Origin of the sequence: Flavobacterium sp. (genome assembly GCF_004295795.1) — a bacterium.
Taxonomy (GTDB): domain Bacteria; phylum Bacteroidota; class Bacteroidia; order Flavobacteriales; family Flavobacteriaceae; genus Flavobacterium.
Map to the genome: position 1 here is coordinate 56,631 of NZ_SEBR01000005.1, position 17,843 is coordinate 74,473.

Below are 17,843 nucleotides of genomic sequence, written 5' to 3' on the forward strand. Positions count from 1 at the left end.
ATTTAAATTATAACCCTTTTATATGTCTATTTGGAAAAGAAAACCATTGACACTGTTGCTGTCAGAAGCTTCGGAGTCTGAAAAAGGATTGAAAAGAACACTTACGGCCTGGTCGTTGGTCGCTTTGGGAATCGGAGCGATCATTGGAGCAGGTTTGTTCGTTAGAACGGCCACGGCGGCAGCTCAAAATGCCGGACCATCTGTTACAATAGGATTCATCATCGCGGCTATCGGATGCGCTTTGGCGGGATTGTGTTATGCAGAATTGTCCTCGTCAATCCCAATCTCGGGTAGCGCGTACACTTACACTTACGCGACTATGGGAGAATTCCTTGCCTGGATTATCGGTTGGGATTTGATTCTTGAATATGCTGTTGGGGCTGCGACCGTCGGAATCGCCTGGAGTGAATACTTAAACAATTTACTGGTCTCGGTGCTACATGTCGACCCCATACCTTATGGGTTGTCGCACTCGCCGTTTCAGGAATCTGCTACTGGCGAACATGGAATCATCAACTTGCCGGCGCTTGCCATTGTGGCTGCTATTAGTTTGTTGCTGATAAAAGGTACAAAGGAATCGGCTTTCGTAAACGGCTTGATCGTTATCGTCAAAGTTGCTATCGTTATCGCCATTATTTTTATCGGATGGCAATTCATCAATCCTATAAACCACGCAACTTACATTCCAGAACCTTCGAAATATGTCGACGACGCCGGAGTTTCACACAGTTTTGGCGGCATTCTCGGAATTTTGGGTGCGGCGGGAACGGTTTTCTTTGCCTTCATCGGATTTGACGCGGTTTCGACTGCGGCTCAAGAAACCAAAAACCCGAAACGCGATATGCCAATCGGTATTCTCGGATCGCTTGCCGTTTGTACGATTCTCTACATTTTGTTCGCCCATGTCTTGACCGGAGTCGCCACTGTTGAAGATTTCAGATCTGGTGGAAAAGAAGCTTCCGTGGCATTTGCCATCAATAAGTACATGATCGGTTACGAGTGGCTTGGATCGTTCGTGACGGTCGCCATCTTGGCCGGATTCTCATCTGTGATCCTTGTGATGCTTTTGGGTCAATCACGCGTTTTTTATGCAATGGGTAAAGACGGACTTTTGCCGAATTTCTTCAGTCACTTACACACGAAATATCAAACGCCTTATAAAGCGAATCTTGTGATCCTCGTGATCGTCGGACTTTTTGCGGCCTTTATTCCTGGTGATGTGGTTGGTGACATGACAAGTATCGGAACTTTATTCGCATTTATCCTGGTGTGTATCGCGGTAATCGTACTTCGCAAACGCGAGCCCAATATGGTGAGGGAATTCCGCACACCGTGGGTTCCTTTCGTCCCTATTTTGGGCGTCGCTGTCTGTTTGGCGATGATTTACGGATTGGGTTGGCTAAACTGGTTGCGACTCGTTGCATGGATGGTTGTCGGCGTCGTTTTCTACTTCTCTTACGGAAGAAAGCACAGCAAGCTTAACAAACCATCGAAGTAAATCCGAAAAGACAAATACCAAAACTCCGGCCAATCGACCGGAGTTTTGTTTTTATAAATTATCCGTAAAAAAACACCTCGAAATTTTAATTTTTCCGATATTTGGAGCTATGACACCTTGGAAAGATTTATTGTCGCACCTCAAGTTCATGATCAAGAGAAATCCTGAATGAACAAGCTTTTGCCGACAATTCGCATCGGCCACAGATGCACCTAAAGTGGCAATAATCTAATCTTTCTGTTATGCCTATTTATCACAAACTCGGCGATTTTCCGCAAAAGCGACATACACAGTTCGAGAAACCGAATGGCGGCCTTTATTACGAGCAATTGTTCGGGACCGAAGGCTTTCACGGACATTCCTCGCTGTTGTATCACGTGCACCGTCCGACTCAGGTCAAGGAGATTCTGAGGTCGTATTCGGTCGAGCCGAAAATTGCCATCGACAAGAACATAAAATCCTTGCTTTTCAAAGGATTCGAGCTAAAACCTGCTGACGATTTCCTCGAAAGCCGAACCGATATGTTGGTGAATTCCGACTGTATTATCGGGCTGGCCGCGCCTAGAAAGTCACTTCGTGAGTATTTCTACAAAAACGCCGATTCTGACGAAATGCTGTTCATCCACAAAGGAAGCGGGAAACTGCGCACCATGATGGGCAACATTCAATTCGAGTATGGCGATTATCTGATCATTCCTCGCGGGATGATTTACCAGATCGATTTCGAAACCGAGGACAATCGCTTGTTTTACGTGGAATCTCACGCGCCGTTCTACACTCCGAAGCGCTACAAAAATGCTTCGGGACAACTACTTGAGCATTCGCCGTTTTGCGAGCGCGATTTCAAAATGCCGACCGAACTCGAAACGCACGACGAAAAAGGCGATTTCGTGATCAAGATCAAAAAGGAAGGCATGTTGCACGAAATGGTTTATGCGACGCATCCGTTTGACGTCGTTGGTTGGGATGGCTACAATTTTCCTTACGGATTCTCGATCCACAACTTCGAACCGATTACGGGGCGCGTGCACCAACCGCCTCCGGTGCATCAAACTTTCGAGACTTCGACTTTTGTCGTCTGTTCTTTCTGTCCGCGTTTGTATGATTATCATCCGAAAGCGATTCCGGCGCCTTACAACCATTCGAACATTGATTCCGATGAGGTTTTGTACTATGTAGACGGAGATTTCATGAGCCGGAACAACATCGAACAAGGCCATATCACGTTGCATCCGAAAGGCATTCCGCACGGGCCGGCGCCTGGCGCAATGGAGCGTTCCATCGGGAAAACCGTAACAGAAGAATTGGCCGTAATGGTCGACACGTTCAAGCCGTTGAAAGTCACCGAGGCCGCGATGGGCTTGGACGATGGACAATACTATAAATCCTGGGTAGAATAATGTACAAAGAAAAATTGCCTAACGACCAATTGGCGCTGGTTTTCAGTATCATCGCATTGGCGTTGCTGCTTTTGGGTTGCTGTTGCGGACTTTTTGCGATCGTTTCGCTAGGATTGGCAATTACGGCATTGGTGATCGCAGTTAAAGGACTCAAGTTGTATGACGCGAATCCCGAAGCTTATGTCGAATCGAGCAAAAACAATCTCACGGCGTCCAAAATCATGGGAATCATCGGGATCGTTCTCAGTGCAGTAATCTTGTTCATACAAATTGGATATTTCGCTTTGGTCGGAACAATGGCGACTACCGAAAGTTGGAAGACATTTTTGGAGAATCTGGGAAACAATCGCAAAACTGAACGCACTTACGACGCGACAGACACGATTTACACTGAAATGCCAGTAGACACAGTCGCTACGGACACAATCACATTTGAATAAAAACAAACACATCATGTCAAAAGAAGTAAAATCGGTCGAGTACGGCCTTGAAAAAATATTTGAGGGCGCGCAGGATTTCTTGCCGCTATTGGGAACAGATTACGTGGAGCTTTACGTCGGAAACGCCAAACAAGCCGCGCATTATTACAAAACCGCTTTCGGGTTCCAGTCTTTGGCTTACGCCGGATTGGAAACAGGCGTGAGAGATCGCGCGTCTTACGTTTTGCAACAAGGCAAGATCAGACTCGTGCTGACAACGCCTTTGACGAACGATTCGATCCTGAACGACCACCTGAAAAAACACGGAGACGCGGTAAAAGTCGCGGCTTTGTGGGTTGAAGATGCCAGAAGTGCGTTCGAGGAAACCACAAAACGCGGAGCGAAACCTTTCATGGAACCAACTGTCGAGAAAGACGAATTCGGTGAAGTGGTTCGTTCCGGAATCTACACTTATGGAGAAACCGTGCACATGTTTGTCGAGCGCAAAAACTACAATGGACCGTTTTTGCCGGGTTACGTGAAATGGGAATCCGACTATAATCCAAGTGACACCGGACTGAAATACATCGATCACATGGTGGGGAACGTCGGTTGGAACGAGATGAACACGTGGGTGAAGTGGTACGAGGAAGTCATGGGATTCGTGAATTTCCTTTCGTTCGACGACAAACAGATCAATACCGAATATTCTGCATTGATGTCAAAAGTCATGTCAAACGGAAACGGACGCATCAAATTCCCTATCAACGAACCGGCCGAAGGAAAGAAAAAATCCCAAATCGAGGAATATCTCGATTTCTACGGCGGACCCGGAATCCAGCACATGGCAATCGCGACAGACGATATCCTGACGACAGTGACGCAATTGCGCGAAAGAGGCGTCGAGTTTTTGTCAGCGCCACCCGCTGAATATTATGCCGATGTTCCGAATCGTCTTGGCGAGCACATGAAAATGATGAAGGAAGATCTGAACGTGATCCAAAAGCTCGCGATTTTGGTTGATGCCGACGAAGAAGGTTATTTGCTTCAGATTTTCACCAAACCGCTTCAGGATCGTCCGACGCTTTTCATAGAAATCATCCAACGAATGGGAGCGAAAGGCTTTGGTGCCGGAAACTTCAAAGCATTGTTCGAGTCGATCGAAAGAGAGCAAGCTAAACGCGGAACTCTCTAAAAAAGAATTGTTTACAATAGAAAATGTCTGCTTTTGCGGGCATTTTTTGTTTTCGCACGAATCAAGTCTGCAACGCCAAGTTTAAAATAACATTAGAATTCGCAAAAAAGGCATTTACGAAAACGTTTTCATTGTAAAATTTCTGTTAAATCGGAATTTTTTATTGCAATTATGCAAAACCGACGTAAATTTGCATCGCATTCAAGGGGTGGTTTCCTTGTCTCGCAATAAGTTTTTCATAATTATAGTTTTTTGGTTGGTTAATAGCATTGAGCCCGTTAGGAATTTCCTGACGGGTTTTTTGTTTTATCATTTTTTTTGGAACGGAAATTGCCTAGACGCCCAAAAAAAAAGCTATTTTTAGAACATGAAAAAGGTAATAGTATTCTTATTATTTGTCTTGACCGCCGGATTCACGACTCCAAGAGAAGATGCATTTGGCGTGGGAGAATACTTCAAATTCCGCATTCACTACGGTTTGGTGAACGCCGGTTATGCGACGCTTGAGGTTCAGGAGTCGATGAAAAACGGGAAAAAGATGTTCCACTCGGTGGGAAAAGGCTGGACAGTTGGAATGTCTCGGTTTTTCTTCAAGGTAGACGACACTTACGAGAGTTATTTCGACAAGATGACGTGTGTCCCGGTTCAGCACGTGAGAAAGATCGATGAAGGCGGATACATTCGCAACTCCGAAGCATTTTTCGACCAGGACGCAAATCGCGTTCTCGTAAAGGATTACAAGCGCAATAAGGAGAAAACCTACGTGATTCCAGAAAAGACTCTCGACGCCGTTTCTATGTTCTATTACCTCAGAAACCATCCGAGCATCGACAAAATGACAGTCGGTCAAGCGATCACGGTCGACATTTTTTTCGACGACGAGGTGATCAAGTTTAAGTTAAAATACATTGGTCAGGAAGATATATCGACTAAATTTGGGGTCGTTCCAACGATGATTTTCCGACCGCTAGTCCAGTCGGGCCGCGTTTTCAAAGAGGAAGAGAGCCTTACTGTCTGGATTTCAGACGATGATAACAAAGTACCGATTCGAATCAAGGCAAGTTTGGCTGTCGGTTCCATCAAAGCAGATCTCGAAAGCTTCAAGGGACTCAAACATTCATTCAAAGTAAAAGCTAAACCCTGATGGCCGACTCTAAAATATCGGATGAAATCCTTGATAACCTTGAGGAGAAATTCCGTGCCATTGACCAAAAAACCGAAACGCATCTCGAAGGTTTGCTCTGGTCGAAACCGATCACTTATTGGGATTACATCCAAACCGATGCACTTCTGAACCTTCAAATACAACGCACGACTTTGCCCGATGAAATGGTTTTCATCATGTATCATCAGGTAAACGAGCTGCTTTTCAAAATGATTTTGTGGGAAATCGAACAGGTTTGCCATACAGATAAACTCACGACGAAATTCTTCACGGAGCGATTGACGCGGATTTCGCGCTATTTCGATCTTTTGACCAATTCGTTCGACATCATGGGCGACGGAATGGAAGTCGAGCAATACATGAAATTCCGAAATACGTTGACGCCTGCAAGCGGATTCCAAAGCGCGCAATATCGCCTGATCGAATTTGCCTCGACCGATCTTATAAACCTTATAGATTACCGATTCCGTGCGACGATCGACAGGAATACACCGTTTTCACACGCTTTCGAACATCTGTATTGGCAAGCGGCCGGAAAGGATTATCACACGGGCAGAAAATCGGCGTTGCTCAACAATTTCGAGAAAAAGTACAAAGACGAATTCCTTCGCTTCATGCAGGAATACAACACCATAAACCTGTGGCGCAAATTTTCGGAACTTCCCGAAGAGGATCGCCAAAACCCCGAATTGAGAGAAGCCATGCGCCATTACGACCACACGGTAAACGTAAAATGGGTCATGGGACATTTGAATGCCGCGCGAAAATACATCGACAGCGGACAAGGAGACGGCGAGGCGACCGGAGGCAGCGACTGGAAAAAGTACATGCATCCGAAATACCAACGCCGTATTTTCTTCCCTGAACTTTGGAGCGAGGAAGAACTCAGGAATTGGGGCGAGGAAAAAAGTGTAACTGCGTAAAATCAAAGCATTGAAAAGACTACAACTACTGATTTTACCCGTATTCCTGTTGCTTTTTGCCTGTGGTAAATCTGATGAAGAAAAAACGGTCAAGAAACCTGTTGCCGAAAAGAAAATCGAGATCGTTGAATTTGGGTTCAAGCTCAACGATTTCGATGTTTTGAACGATACGATCGTTTCGGGCGACACTTTCGGAAGCATTCTCGAAGAACAAAATTTCAATCCTACGCAAATCCATGATATTGTCGAGCAGGTTCGCGATACTTTTGATGTCAGAAAAATCAGGGTCGGAAAACCTTACACGATCCTTCGCACGAAAGACGCGTCCAAAAAAGCACAGATTTTCATCTATCAACCCGACAGACTTAGTTATTACGTGGTCGATCTGCGTGATTCGATTGCCAAATCTTACAAGAAAGTCCGTCCGATAAAAATCAGAAGACGAACGATCGCCGCGGCACTCGACGGATCGCTCACCGAAGAACTCGAACGCCAAAAGGTCGATCCGGCGCTGGCCAATCAAATTTCTACGGTTTACGCTTGGTCAATCGACTTCTTCAAACTCCAAAAAGGCGACAAATTCGCGATCACTTTTACCGAAAGATTCATCAACGACACGATTTACGACGGCGTCGAAGAAATGGAAGCCGCTTTTTTCGAATACAAAGGCAAACTCATTTACGCCTTTCCTTTCGTCCAGGACACGACTCGCGGCAAAGTCGCTTATTTTGACGAAGAGGGAAAAGTCCTCAAGAATTTCTTCCTCAAAGCGCCACTCAAATTCAGCCGTATTTCCTCTCGATTTTCGAGAAACCGATTCCATCCGGTGCAACAGGTTTGGAAAGCGCACAAAGGTACAGATTACGCCGCGCCAACGGGAACTCCAATCATGACCACGGCATCGGGAGTCGTCGAACAAACCGGCTATACGACAGGAAACGGAAATTTCGTGAAAGTCAAACACAACGGCACTTATTCAACCCAATACCTGCACATGTCCAAAATTCTCGTAAGACGTGGACAGCGCGTTACGCAAGGCGATGTGATAGGACGCGTAGGAAGTACAGGATTGGCGACCGGTCCGCACGTTTGCTATAGATTCTGGAGAAATGGCGTGCAGGTCGATCCGCTTGGGTTGCGATTGCCGAACGCCGAACCGATGGACAAGCGATACAAAGACCGCTTTATTGCCGAAATGACGCCTCTCAAACGCGAACTTGACAGCGTCGCTGAGAAGAAATTCGGAAGTTTGACGAAAGGTTAACCCAAATCAGGAAAGGTTTAAGTCGAATTAGTCGCGATTTGGTTATTTTTGCGTGTCAAAAAAACGATTATGCCTTTACCTAAAATAAATCCGGAAACGACTGCCGCTTGGCAGGAACTATTGCAACACCACGGACATTTGTGCCATATCCCGATGAAGAAACTCTTCGAGGAAGACGCGCAAAGAGCCCAGAAATTCCACATCAGCTGGAACGATTTTCTGGTCGATTATTCCAAGAACATCATCAATCAGGAAACGATAGATTTGCTTTTGAAGTTGGCTGACGAAGTCCAATTGAAAGAAGCGATGTCCAAATATTTCGCGGGCGATGCGATAAACGCTACCGAAAAACGAGCGGTTTTGCACACGGCTTTGAGAGCGCCAGAAAATGCGTCTATAAAAGTTGACGGCGAAAACGTGATGCCAGAAGTTTATTCGGTCAAGAATAAAATCAAAAACTTCACTTCCGAGGTAATTTCAGGCACCCGAAAAGGTTTCACCGGAAAGACTTTCACTGATGTCGTGAACATCGGGATCGGAGGATCTGATTTGGGTCCGGCGATGGTTGTCGAAGCACTCAAGTTCTACAAAAATCATCTCAATGTTCATTTCGTATCGAACGTAGACGGCGATCACGTGAACGAAGTCATCAAGAATCTCGATCCTGAAACGACTTTGTTTGTCGTGGTTTCGAAGACTTTCACGACTCAGGAAACGTTGAGCAATGCCGAAACGATCCGCAAGTGGTTTTTGAAATCAGCAAAACAGGAAGACGTGGCCAAGCATTTTGTCGCGGTTTCTACCAACGTCAAGAAAGTGACCGAATTCGGAATCGATCCTGACAACGTTTTCCCAATGTGGGATTGGGTTGGCGGACGTTTTTCACTTTGGAGCGCAGTCGGGCTTTCGATTGCTTTGGCTGTCGGATTCGAAAATTTCGACGATTTGCTGAAAGGCGCCAACGAAATGGACGAGCACTTCAAAACGACAGAATTTTCTCAAAATATTCCGGTCGTTCTGGCACTTTTGAGCGTTTGGTATAACAATTTCTTCGGAAGCGAAACTGAAGCTTTGATTCCGTACACACAATATTTGAACAGACTTGCGCCCTACTTGCAACAAGGCACGATGGAAAGCAACGGAAAATACGTCGACAGAAACGGAAATGTCGTGAATTACCAAACCGGAACAATCATCTGGGGCGAACCGGGATCGAATTCTCAGCATGCGTTTTTCCAGTTGATCCACCAAGGCACGAAGCTGATTCCGACAGATTTCATCGGATACGTCAAGCCGTTGCATGGCGATTGGGATCATCACGACAAATTGATGTCGAACTTTTTCGCGCAGACAGAAGCTTTGATGAACGGAAAAACCGCGTCGCAAGTCCAGGCCGAGTTCGATAAAATGGGCGTTTCGGACGAAGACGCGAAAGCACTGAAACCGTTCAAGGTCTTCGAAGGTAACAAACCGACAAACACGCTTTTGATCGAAAAATTGACTCCGAAATCGCTTGGAGCTTTGGTCGCACTTTACGAACACAAGATTTTCGTGCAAGGCGTAATCTGGAACATTTACAGCTTCGATCAATGGGGCGTCGAGCTCGGAAAGCAATTGGCCAGCACGGTTTTGGACGAAATCAATTCCGGAAAAGTGGGCGAGCACGACAGTTCTACGAGCTTTTTGTTGAACGCTTTCCTGTCCAAAAAATAATTTCAATCGATTCCATATAACAAGCCTCGCCCTGAAAGCGGGGCTTTTTTGCGCTTAAATTCCTATATTTGGGTTTCCAAACAACCAAATTTTCGATGGATAAATTCGCTCATATCATTCAACAAGCGCACTCCGGTTGGGCTTATATCACTTTGCTGGTTTTGGTAATCGCGGTCATAAACGGAATCGCAGGATTCACTTCGGCTCGTGAATTCAAAGCTTCAGATCGTCGCCTCGGGCTTTTTGCGTTGATCGCTTCCCATATTCAATTGGTCATCGGGCTCATCACTTATTTTACTTCGCCACTTGGTCTTTCGGCTTTCGGACAGATGAAAAACGCCGCATTGCGTCTGACTTCTTTGGAACATCCGTTGGTGAATATCATCGCGATCGTTTTGATAACTATCGGATGGTCGAAGCACAAACGGAAAGAGCTGAGCAAAGACAAATTCAAGTGTTTCGCGATATTTTACACCTTGGGATTGGTCTTTTTGTTAAGTCGGATTCCATGGAAACTTTGGTTCTAAAACCACTCAGGCGCTCTAAAAGGCGCTTTTTTCGTCTAAAGGAACAGTATTTGTAAAGGCGTTCCCGCGATAAAATCTCGAATATGAAGAATAAAACAATACTTTTTACCGCTTTCGGACTGCTCGCTTTGTTGTCGATTTTCGGATTCCAAACAATACAACAGCCTGTGCAACAGTCAAAAGCGACACAAGACTCGATTGCCAAAAACGCAAAAGTCGCCGACAGTCTCAAACTTGTTTCGAACCTGAAACTCAAGGTTTTCAAAAAAAGCGCCCACGCCTCGTATTACCACGATAAGTTCAACGGAAAAAGAACCGCGAGCGGACGCAAATTCAGCAACAAAGGCTACACGGCGGCGCATCGCAAACTGCCTTTCGGAACAAAAATCAAAGTGACGAACGAAGCCAACGGAAAGTCGGTTATCGTGGAAGTCACTGATCGCGGGCCTTTCACAAGAGGACGCGACATCGATCTCACAAGACGCGCCTTCATGGACATCGCCGGAGCAGGTTGGGGCGGCGCGCTAAAAGTGACGATCGAGGTCATCGAGTAACCCAAACACCTAAATATGAAGCGGATCTTAGCCCTGATCGTCTTCTTCTCACTGTCAATCGCAGTCGTTTCCTGTTCTTCGAGAAAAGGCGGGAGCGCATCGGTTTACAAGCGAAATGTCGAAGCATCTTACTATCACGACAAATTCAACGGACGTCGCACGGCGAGCGGAGACAAATTCCACAACAGCGATTTGACCGCGGCTCACAGAAAACTGCCTTTCGGAACGAAATTGCGTGTTACCAACGTCAAGAACGGCGAATCCGTAATCGTAACTGTCAACGATCGCGGTCCGCACAAAAGCGGTCGCGAAATCGATTTGAGCAAACGCGCTTTCATGTCGATCACAGACAACAAAAACCACGGATTCATTCGAGTTAATATGGAAATCGTGAACTAATGGGAAAAACTCCACTATCGGATTCGGAAAAAGTAGACCAATATATCGCTGCTTTGGACGCGACTTCTCAAGAAATCGTCCGGTTTTTGCGTGAGCTTTTCCTAACTTCTGACAGCGAAATTTCAGAACACATCAAATGGAATTCGCCCGCCTTTTACTTCAATGGCGAAATGGCCGAATTCGATCCGAAAGAGTACAAACGCGACTTGGCCGTGATCAATCTGCATCGCGGAAAGTTACTTGTGGTTTTTCCGACGGGAAATAAAATCGATCCACAAATCGGACTTAATGGGAAAGACTATCCCGACGGCCGAAAAATCGTCGAAATCCTTAACATTGGTCACACGAAAGAATTGTCTGACAAACTTCAGTCAGGCGTAAAAGATTGGTTGTCAAGGGTCGACCGCAATTTGCAAGATTAGAACAACCTTAGAAATCGTTTTCGTAAGATTAACACAAAATTAAGTTCGGTTAGTTCGGTATGAGCCGAACCAAAACTAACTTTGGGGTCAATTTTTTACCGAAAATGGATATCCAAAAAGAGAAAGAAGAGTTGATCGAGATGTTCGGCGTCCACTTTGAGACGTTGTACCACTTGCCACCTCTTGCTTCGCGAATTCTGGGAACTTTGATCGTTGACAGTCAGCAACCTGGATTCACGTTCGAAAATCTCGTCGAGATAACCGGTGCGAGTAAAAGTTCGGTTTCTACTGCTGTCAATCTGTTGCACAAACTCGGCAAAATCACTTATATCACCGTTTCGGGCGACCGAAAAAAATACTACAAGCCTGCACCTTTCAGCGAAAGACTCGACAATTACCAACGCTTGTTGCAATTCGAGAAAAAGCTCATCGCGAGAATGCTCAAATATTGCGAGATGACAAACTGCGACGACGAATCGCACGACATCGAAAACATAAAAGCGTATCAGGGCCACGTCTTGAAAGTCGAGGAATTGCTCAACAAAACGGTGGAAAGATTCCGACAGATAGAAGAAAAAAACAAAAAGAAATAATCTACAAATAAATATGAAAACCAATCACATCTTCAATTTCATCATAGCTTCGGTTTTGTTGGCTTCATGCAGCAAAAAAGAAGAACAGGCGCAACAGCCGCAAGGTCCGATGCCGTTTCCCGTAGAAAAAGTCGCCAAACAGGACGCGACAGTTTTCCAGGAATACACGGCGAATCTGGAAGGGCGCCAAAACGTCGAGATCCGTGCGAAAGTCAACGGATTCATCCAAAAAATCTATGTCGACGAAGGCCAACAGGTTCGCAAAGGACAATTGTTGTTCAAGATCGAAACCAATACTTTGAACCAAGATGCGGCGGCGGCGAAAGCTCAGGTAAACGCGGCCCAGGTCGAAGTTGACCGATTGAAACCGCTTGTCGATCGAAACATCATCAGTCCGGTGCAACTCGAGACCGCGAAAGCCAAATTGGCTCAGGCGAAAAGCGCTTATGGAAGCGTCGCTGCGAACATCAGCTACGGAACGATCGTTTCTCCAGTCGACGGATTCGTCGGAAGTTTGCCTTTTAAAGAAGGCGCGTTGGTTGGAACGACGACGGAAATGCCGCTCACGACAGTATCGGACACAAAAGTGATGCGCGCTTATTTCTCATTGAACGAAAAACAGATGATCGATTTCGCCAAGACTTTCAAAGGCGAATCTTTGGCCGCAAAACTCAAGAATGTCGCTCCTGTTTCGCTGATTTTGGCCGATAATTCGGAATATGACGTGAAAGGCAGAATCGAGACTGTAAACGGTCAAGCCGATCCGGAAACGGGAACGACGCAATTCCGCGCTGAATTCGCGAATCCACAGGCGATTTTGAGAAGTGGCGGAACGGGAATCGTTAGAATTCCGGTAGAAGTGAAAAGTGCGATCCTCGTGCCGCAAAACGCCGTCTTGGACATGCAGGGCAAACAACAACTTTTCGTGGTTGGCCAAGGAAACAAAGTCAAGTCGAGAATCATCAGCACAAGCGGCGTTTCCGGACTGAACTTTATCGTGACTGGCGGACTCGAAGAAGGAGAAACCATCGTGATCGAAGGCGCATCCAAGATGAAAGACGATATGCAAATCGCTCCACAGCCCAAAAACGCGAATCCGCAAACGGCGCAACAACAACCTGCCAAGGATTCGGCAAAAGCAACAGCAAAAAAATAATTCGACCCCATGCTAAAGACATTCATACAACGGCCGGTACTTTCGACCGTAATTTCGATAATCATCACGATTCTCGGGGTTTTGGGATTGCTATCGCTTCCGATAGAACAATATCCCGAAATCGCGCCACCGACGGTTCAGGTAACGGCGACCTACACAGGTGCGAATGCCGAAACGGTCTTGAATTCCGTAGTAATTCCGCTTGAGGAAGAAATAAACGGGGTTGAAGGCATGACTTATATGACCTCGTCGGCTGCGAACGACGGATCGGCAAAAATCACGGTTTTCTTCGAACTCGGAATCAATCCTGATATCGCTGCTGTGAACGTGCAAAACCGCGTTTCTCGTGCCACAAGCAAACTTCCGCAAGCCGTTGTGCAAACCGGTGTGACGACGTTCAAATCACAGACGAGTGCGCTCATGTTCCTTGCGCTTTTCTCGAAAAACCCGGAATACGACGGAACTTTCGTCCAGAACTACGCCAAGATCAACCTAGTTCCGCAGTTGCAACGTGTGAAAGGTGTTGGTCAGGTGAACGTTTTCGGGGCCAAGGATTACTCGATGAGAATCTGGATCAACCCAGAGAAAATGGCGGCCTACAAGATTTCTCCAGCCGATGTGCAAGCGGCGTTGAACGAACAGAACGTCGAGGCGGCTCCGGGTAAATTCGGGGAAAATGCCCAAGGTGTTTACGAATACGTGATCAAATACAAAGGCCGACTTTCGAAGACCGAAGAGTACGAAAACATCGTAATCAAGTCTACCGGAAACGGGAATTTCGTGCGTTTGAAAGACGTTTCCACGATAGAACTCGGCGCTTTCAACTACGGTGCGAAAAACTACGGAATGGGACAAAACGGTGTTGCGCTCGGGATTTTCCAAACCTCCGGATCGAATGCGAACGACATAATCGAAGAAGCGACGGGAATCATGACCGAAGCCAAAAAAACGTTCCCGGAAGGAATCGATTACGTCATTCCGTTCAACACCAAAACATTTCTTGACGCCTCGATCGAGAAAGTAATCTCGACGTTGGTGGAAGCGTTTATCCTTGTATTCATCGTCGTTTTCCTTTTCCTTCAGGATTTCAGGTCGACGTTGATTCCGGCCATTGCGGTTCCGGTGGCGATCGTCGGTACGTTCTTCTTCCTGAACATCTTCGGATTCTCAATAAACCTTTTGACGTTGTTCGCACTTGTACTTGCGATCGGAATTGTCGTCGATGATGCGATTGTCGTCGTCGAGGCCGTGCACGCCAAGATGGACGAAGGCGAACGGGATCCGAAAAAAGCGACGATTTCTGCGATGAGCGAGATTACGGGCGCGATCATCTCGATTACGTTGGTCATGGCCGCGGTGTTTATTCCGGTATCGTTCCTTAAAGGTCCGTCGGGAGTTTTCTATACGCAGTTTGCCATCACGCTTGCCGTTTCGATCTTGATTTCGGCTGTGAACGCCTTGACGCTTTCTCCTGCGCTTTGTGCGTTGCTATTGAAGCCTCACGACGAGCATCATTCCGAAAAGAAAAATTTCAAACAGCGCTTTTTTAACGCTTTCAACCACAATTTTGACCGATTGAACCAACGTTACGTGAAATCACTCGGGTTTTTGTTCAGGAAAAGATGGATTACGGTTTTGGGACTTGTCGTCTTTGCCGGAATCACGATTCTTTTGTTCCGAATCACGCCATCCGGATTTATCCCGAACGAAGACCGCGGAATCATCATGGCCGACGTGACTTTGCCGCCGGGAACGACGTTGGAACAAACCGAAAAAACGATGAAGAAACTCGACTCGGTCTTGCAGTCGATGCCTTTGGTCGAAGCGCGAATGAGCGTTGTAGGTTTCTCGTTGTTGAACGGCGTAAACGGTGGCTCGTATGGATTTACCGTAATCAAGCTCAAAGATTGGAAAGAGCGAAAGGAAGACAACCAGAGTGTGGACGCGATCGTGGGTGAACTTTTCGGACGAACCGCAGGTTTCAACGATGCAAAGTTGTTGTTTTTCACGCCTCCAAGTGTGCAAGGTTTCGGTACGGCCGATGGTTTTGAGCTGAAAGTTCAGGACAAAGGCGACGACGACTGGCAGAAAGTGAGCCAAGTGACGGGAGAATTCCTCGGAGCGTTGAACCAACGTCCGGAAATCCAATATGCGATGACGAACTTCAACCCGAATTTCCCGCAATATCGCATGGACATCAACGTCGAAAAGGCGAAAGATGCGGGCGTTTCGATCTCGAGCATTTTCAATACGATGCAAGGCTATTACGGCGGTTTGTACACGACAGATTTCAACCGATTCGGAAAGCAGTTCCGCGTCATGATCCAATCGAAGCCCGAAGATCGCGCAGACGAGAATTCCATCAACCACATTTACGTCAAGAATGCGGCCGGAGAACAAGTCGCCATCAGCCAATTCATCAACTTGACAAGGATTTACGGACCGGAAGCCGTTGCGCGTTTCAATATGTTGAAAGCTGTGAATATCAACGGTAAAGCGAATCCAGGATTTTCTTCGGGAGACGCGATCAAAGCCGTTCAGGAAGTCGCCGCGCAACATTTGCCAAAGACTTACGGATACGAATTCTCAGGGATGACGCGAGAGGAAATCATCGCCGGAAACCAAGCCGCGGGCGTTTTCCTGCTCAGTTTGATTTTCGTTTACTTCCTTTTGTCAGCCCAATATGAAAGTTATTTGATTCCGCTTGCGGTTATCTTGTCACTTCCCGTGGGAATTGCGGGCGCGATCGGATTCGTGAAATTGGCCGGATTGGAAAACAACATCTATTTCCAGGTCGCACTTATCATGCTGATCGGATTGCTGGCCAAAAACGCAATCCTTATCGTGGAATTCGCGATGCAAAGGCGAAAACACGGCATGGAAATCTGGGATGCGGCGATCGAAGGTGCGAAAGCCCGTTTGCGTCCAATCTTGATGACCTCGTTCGCATTCATCTTCGGACTTATGCCATTGGCGCTTGCCAGCGGAGTCGGAGCTGTCGGTAACCGTTCGATCGGTATGGGTGCGGTTGGCGGAATGCTCGTCGGAACGATTTTCGGTGTATTTGCGATTCCCGTGCTATACGTGATTTTCGAGACACTTCAGGAGCGCATTTCGGGACAACCTCACGACAAAAACCAAGATGCCGAAGACAACCAACAACCAAAAACAACAACAGAATGAAATCGCACTTAACCAAAATAGCACTAGTCGTCTTGTCGGCGCTCGCGATGCAGTCGTGTTTCGTGGCCAAAGACTACAAACGTCCCGAAGTACAGAACGAGAATCTGTACCGAACAGATTTGTCGGCTCAAGACAGTACGTCGTTGGCGAATCTGTCGTGGAATAATCTATTCACCGATCCGATTCTTCAAGGCCACATCAACAAAGGACTTCAGAACAATTTCGACATGAGGATCGCCATTCAGACGATCGCATCCGCGGAAGCGTACCTAAAACAAGGAAAAGCGGGTTATTTCCCGACTCTTTCGGTCGGAGCCGACTGGACGCACCAGGAATTGTCGAAAAACAGCCAATTCGGATCGTTTTTGCCAAATCGCAGCATCAACCAATACCAACTCACGGGAAGCGTGGCTTGGGAAGCTGACATCTGGGGAAAAATAAGGAGTACGAAACGTGCCGCCGGAGCGCAATATCTGCAATCGGTCGCGGCCAAACAAGCGATCCAGACGCAATTGGTTTCTGACATCGCCTCTATGTATTTCCAGCTGATGGCTTTGGATGCGCAACTTCGCGTAGTCGATTCGACTTTGGGCAACAGAACCAAAAGTGTCGACATCATCAAATCGCTCAAAGATGCGGGCGAGACGAATGAAGTCGGTGTCAAACAGACCGAAGCGCAGTTGTACGCCACGCAAATCATCCGCGAAGACTTGAAGACCAACATCGTTTTGCTCGAAAACACGATCAGTATTTTGCTTGGAGAAACACCTCGCAAGATCGAGAGAGCGCGTTTTGAAGACCAAAAAGTGGAAGCCGACATTAAACTTGGCGTTCCGGCGCAATTGCTGGCAAAACGTCCGGACGTGATTGCCGCCGAATACAATCTCGTGAACTATTTCGAGCTCACGAACGTCGCCCGAAGCAATTTTTACCCGAAGTTCACCGTTACAGCTACAGGCGGTTTCCAAAGTCTTGACATTAAGGAATTGCTCAGCGCAAACTCGATTTTTGCCAACGTAGTGACCGGTTTGACCCAACCGATTTTCAACCAACGTCGAAACAGGACGGCTTACGAAGCGGCAAAAGCAAATCAGGAAACGGCATTTTTGCAATTCCAACAAGCGTTGCTGACAGCCGGAAGAGAAGTTTCTGACGCGCTTCAACAATACCAGAACGAGGACAACAAACTCGTGATCCGTCAAAAACAGCTGGAATCTTTGAGAGACGCGGCGAATTTTTCGGATGAATTGTTGCAATACGGAATGGTGAATTACCTCGAGGTTTTGACGGCGAAAGACCAAGCGTTGAACACAGAGTTGAATTACATCGACAACCAATACCAGAAATACAGCGCCCTGATCACGCTTTACAAAGCACTTGGCGGCGGCTGGCAATAAGCCGTAAAGCATTTTTTAATTTGTTTTGCCATCGG

The 17,843-nt window shown here is 46.8% G+C and carries 16 protein-coding genes; all 16 read left to right on the forward strand.

Going from position 1 to position 17,843, the window contains the following annotated elements:
- Positions 1–22 precede the first annotated feature (22 nt).
- The 16 genes from EOO49_RS05830 (at position 23) to EOO49_RS05905 (ending at position 17,808) form a co-directional block, all read left to right on the forward strand.
- The gene (locus EOO49_RS05830) at positions 23–1,498 is read left to right on the forward strand and encodes an amino acid permease (protein ID WP_290843674.1); all 1,476 of its coding nucleotides are present in this window, start codon (positions 23–25) and stop codon (positions 1,496–1,498) included.
- A 242-nt stretch (positions 1,499–1,740) separates the two neighbouring features.
- Positions 1,741–2,898 (forward strand): homogentisate 1,2-dioxygenase, encoded by a 1,158-nt coding sequence (locus tag EOO49_RS05835; RefSeq protein ID WP_290843676.1) that lies wholly within the window; start codon positions 1,741–1,743, stop codon positions 2,896–2,898.
- The gene (locus EOO49_RS05840; RefSeq protein WP_290843678.1) at positions 2,898–3,338 is read left to right on the forward strand and encodes a CCC motif membrane protein; all 441 of its coding nucleotides are present in this window, start codon (positions 2,898–2,900) and stop codon (positions 3,336–3,338) included. Before EOO49_RS05835 ends, EOO49_RS05840 begins: the two co-directional genes overlap by 1 nt.
- A 13-nt stretch (positions 3,339–3,351) precedes the next feature.
- Positions 3,352–4,512, forward strand: a complete 1,161-nt coding sequence (gene hppD, locus EOO49_RS05845; protein ID WP_290843680.1) for a 4-hydroxyphenylpyruvate dioxygenase — start codon at positions 3,352–3,354, stop codon at positions 4,510–4,512.
- A gap of 367 nt (positions 4,513–4,879) precedes the next feature.
- Positions 4,880–5,656 carry a DUF3108 domain-containing protein gene (locus tag EOO49_RS05850; RefSeq protein WP_290843682.1) on the forward strand — a complete coding sequence of 259 codons (777 nt, stop codon included), beginning with the start codon at positions 4,880–4,882 and terminating at the stop codon, positions 5,654–5,656.
- Positions 5,656–6,600: a tryptophan 2,3-dioxygenase family protein gene (locus tag EOO49_RS05855; RefSeq protein ID WP_290843684.1), complete on the forward strand. Its 945-nt coding sequence runs from the start codon at positions 5,656–5,658 to the stop codon at positions 6,598–6,600. Before EOO49_RS05850 ends, EOO49_RS05855 begins: the two co-directional genes overlap by 1 nt.
- Positions 6,601–6,610: 10 nt before the next feature.
- Positions 6,611–7,864, forward strand: a complete 1,254-nt coding sequence (locus EOO49_RS05860; RefSeq protein WP_290843686.1) for a peptidoglycan DD-metalloendopeptidase family protein — start codon at positions 6,611–6,613, stop codon at positions 7,862–7,864.
- A gap of 69 nt (positions 7,865–7,933) precedes the next feature.
- Positions 7,934–9,577: a glucose-6-phosphate isomerase gene (gene pgi / locus EOO49_RS05865; RefSeq protein WP_290843688.1), complete on the forward strand. Its 1,644-nt coding sequence runs from the start codon at positions 7,934–7,936 to the stop codon at positions 9,575–9,577.
- A gap of 95 nt (positions 9,578–9,672) precedes the next feature.
- Positions 9,673–10,104, forward strand: a complete 432-nt coding sequence (locus EOO49_RS05870; RefSeq protein ID WP_290843690.1) for a hypothetical protein — start codon at positions 9,673–9,675, stop codon at positions 10,102–10,104.
- A gap of 83 nt (positions 10,105–10,187) precedes the next feature.
- The gene (locus EOO49_RS05875) at positions 10,188–10,658 is read left to right on the forward strand and encodes a septal ring lytic transglycosylase RlpA family protein (protein ID WP_290843692.1); all 471 of its coding nucleotides are present in this window, start codon (positions 10,188–10,190) and stop codon (positions 10,656–10,658) included.
- A 15-nt stretch (positions 10,659–10,673) separates the two neighbouring features.
- Positions 10,674–11,057: a septal ring lytic transglycosylase RlpA family protein gene (locus EOO49_RS05880; RefSeq protein ID WP_290843694.1), complete on the forward strand. Its 384-nt coding sequence runs from the start codon at positions 10,674–10,676 to the stop codon at positions 11,055–11,057.
- Positions 11,057–11,479, forward strand: a complete 423-nt coding sequence (locus tag EOO49_RS05885; protein ID WP_290843696.1) for a DUF1801 domain-containing protein — start codon at positions 11,057–11,059, stop codon at positions 11,477–11,479. The genes EOO49_RS05880 and EOO49_RS05885 overlap by 1 nt, the downstream gene beginning before the upstream one ends.
- 104 nt (positions 11,480–11,583) lie before the next feature.
- Entirely contained in the window at positions 11,584–12,072 is a 489-nt protein-coding gene (locus EOO49_RS05890; protein WP_290843697.1) for a hypothetical protein, read from the forward strand.
- A 13-nt stretch (positions 12,073–12,085) separates the two neighbouring features.
- A complete protein-coding gene (locus EOO49_RS05895; protein WP_290843698.1) occupies positions 12,086–13,228 on the forward strand; it encodes an efflux RND transporter periplasmic adaptor subunit in 1,143 nt (380 codons plus the stop codon).
- A gap of 9 nt (positions 13,229–13,237) precedes the next feature.
- The gene (locus tag EOO49_RS05900; RefSeq protein ID WP_290843699.1) at positions 13,238–16,411 is read left to right on the forward strand and encodes an efflux RND transporter permease subunit; all 3,174 of its coding nucleotides are present in this window, start codon (positions 13,238–13,240) and stop codon (positions 16,409–16,411) included.
- Positions 16,408–17,808: an efflux transporter outer membrane subunit gene (locus EOO49_RS05905; RefSeq protein WP_290843701.1), complete on the forward strand. Its 1,401-nt coding sequence runs from the start codon at positions 16,408–16,410 to the stop codon at positions 17,806–17,808. Before EOO49_RS05900 ends, EOO49_RS05905 begins: the two co-directional genes overlap by 4 nt.
- The last annotated feature ends 35 nt before the right edge of the window (positions 17,809–17,843 follow it).

Excerpts from the sequence above, each read along its gene's own strand:
- EOO49_RS05830 (WP_290843674.1), top strand. The coding sequence starts at position 23 with ATGTCTATTTGGAAAAGAAAACCATTGACACTGTTGCTGTCAGAAGCT.
- EOO49_RS05835 (WP_290843676.1), top strand. The coding sequence starts at position 1,741 with ATGCCTATTTATCACAAACTCGGCGATTTTCCGCAAAAGCGACATACA.
- EOO49_RS05840 (WP_290843678.1), top strand. The coding sequence starts at position 2,898 with ATGTACAAAGAAAAATTGCCTAACGACCAATTGGCGCTGGTTTTCAGT.
- hppD (WP_290843680.1), top strand. The coding sequence starts at position 3,352 with ATGTCAAAAGAAGTAAAATCGGTCGAGTACGGCCTTGAAAAAATATTT.
- EOO49_RS05850 (WP_290843682.1), top strand. The coding sequence starts at position 4,880 with ATGAAAAAGGTAATAGTATTCTTATTATTTGTCTTGACCGCCGGATTC.
- EOO49_RS05855 (WP_290843684.1), top strand. The coding sequence starts at position 5,656 with ATGGCCGACTCTAAAATATCGGATGAAATCCTTGATAACCTTGAGGAG.
- pgi (WP_290843688.1), top strand. The coding sequence starts at position 7,934 with ATGCCTTTACCTAAAATAAATCCGGAAACGACTGCCGCTTGGCAGGAA.
- EOO49_RS05870 (WP_290843690.1), top strand. The coding sequence starts at position 9,673 with ATGGATAAATTCGCTCATATCATTCAACAAGCGCACTCCGGTTGGGCT.
- EOO49_RS05875 (WP_290843692.1), top strand. The coding sequence starts at position 10,188 with ATGAAGAATAAAACAATACTTTTTACCGCTTTCGGACTGCTCGCTTTG.
- EOO49_RS05880 (WP_290843694.1), top strand. The coding sequence starts at position 10,674 with ATGAAGCGGATCTTAGCCCTGATCGTCTTCTTCTCACTGTCAATCGCA.
- EOO49_RS05885 (WP_290843696.1), top strand. The coding sequence starts at position 11,057 with ATGGGAAAAACTCCACTATCGGATTCGGAAAAAGTAGACCAATATATC.
- EOO49_RS05890 (WP_290843697.1), top strand. The coding sequence starts at position 11,584 with ATGGATATCCAAAAAGAGAAAGAAGAGTTGATCGAGATGTTCGGCGTC.
- EOO49_RS05895 (WP_290843698.1), top strand. The coding sequence starts at position 12,086 with ATGAAAACCAATCACATCTTCAATTTCATCATAGCTTCGGTTTTGTTG.
- EOO49_RS05900 (WP_290843699.1), top strand. The coding sequence starts at position 13,238 with ATGCTAAAGACATTCATACAACGGCCGGTACTTTCGACCGTAATTTCG.
- EOO49_RS05905 (WP_290843701.1), top strand. The coding sequence starts at position 16,408 with ATGAAATCGCACTTAACCAAAATAGCACTAGTCGTCTTGTCGGCGCTC.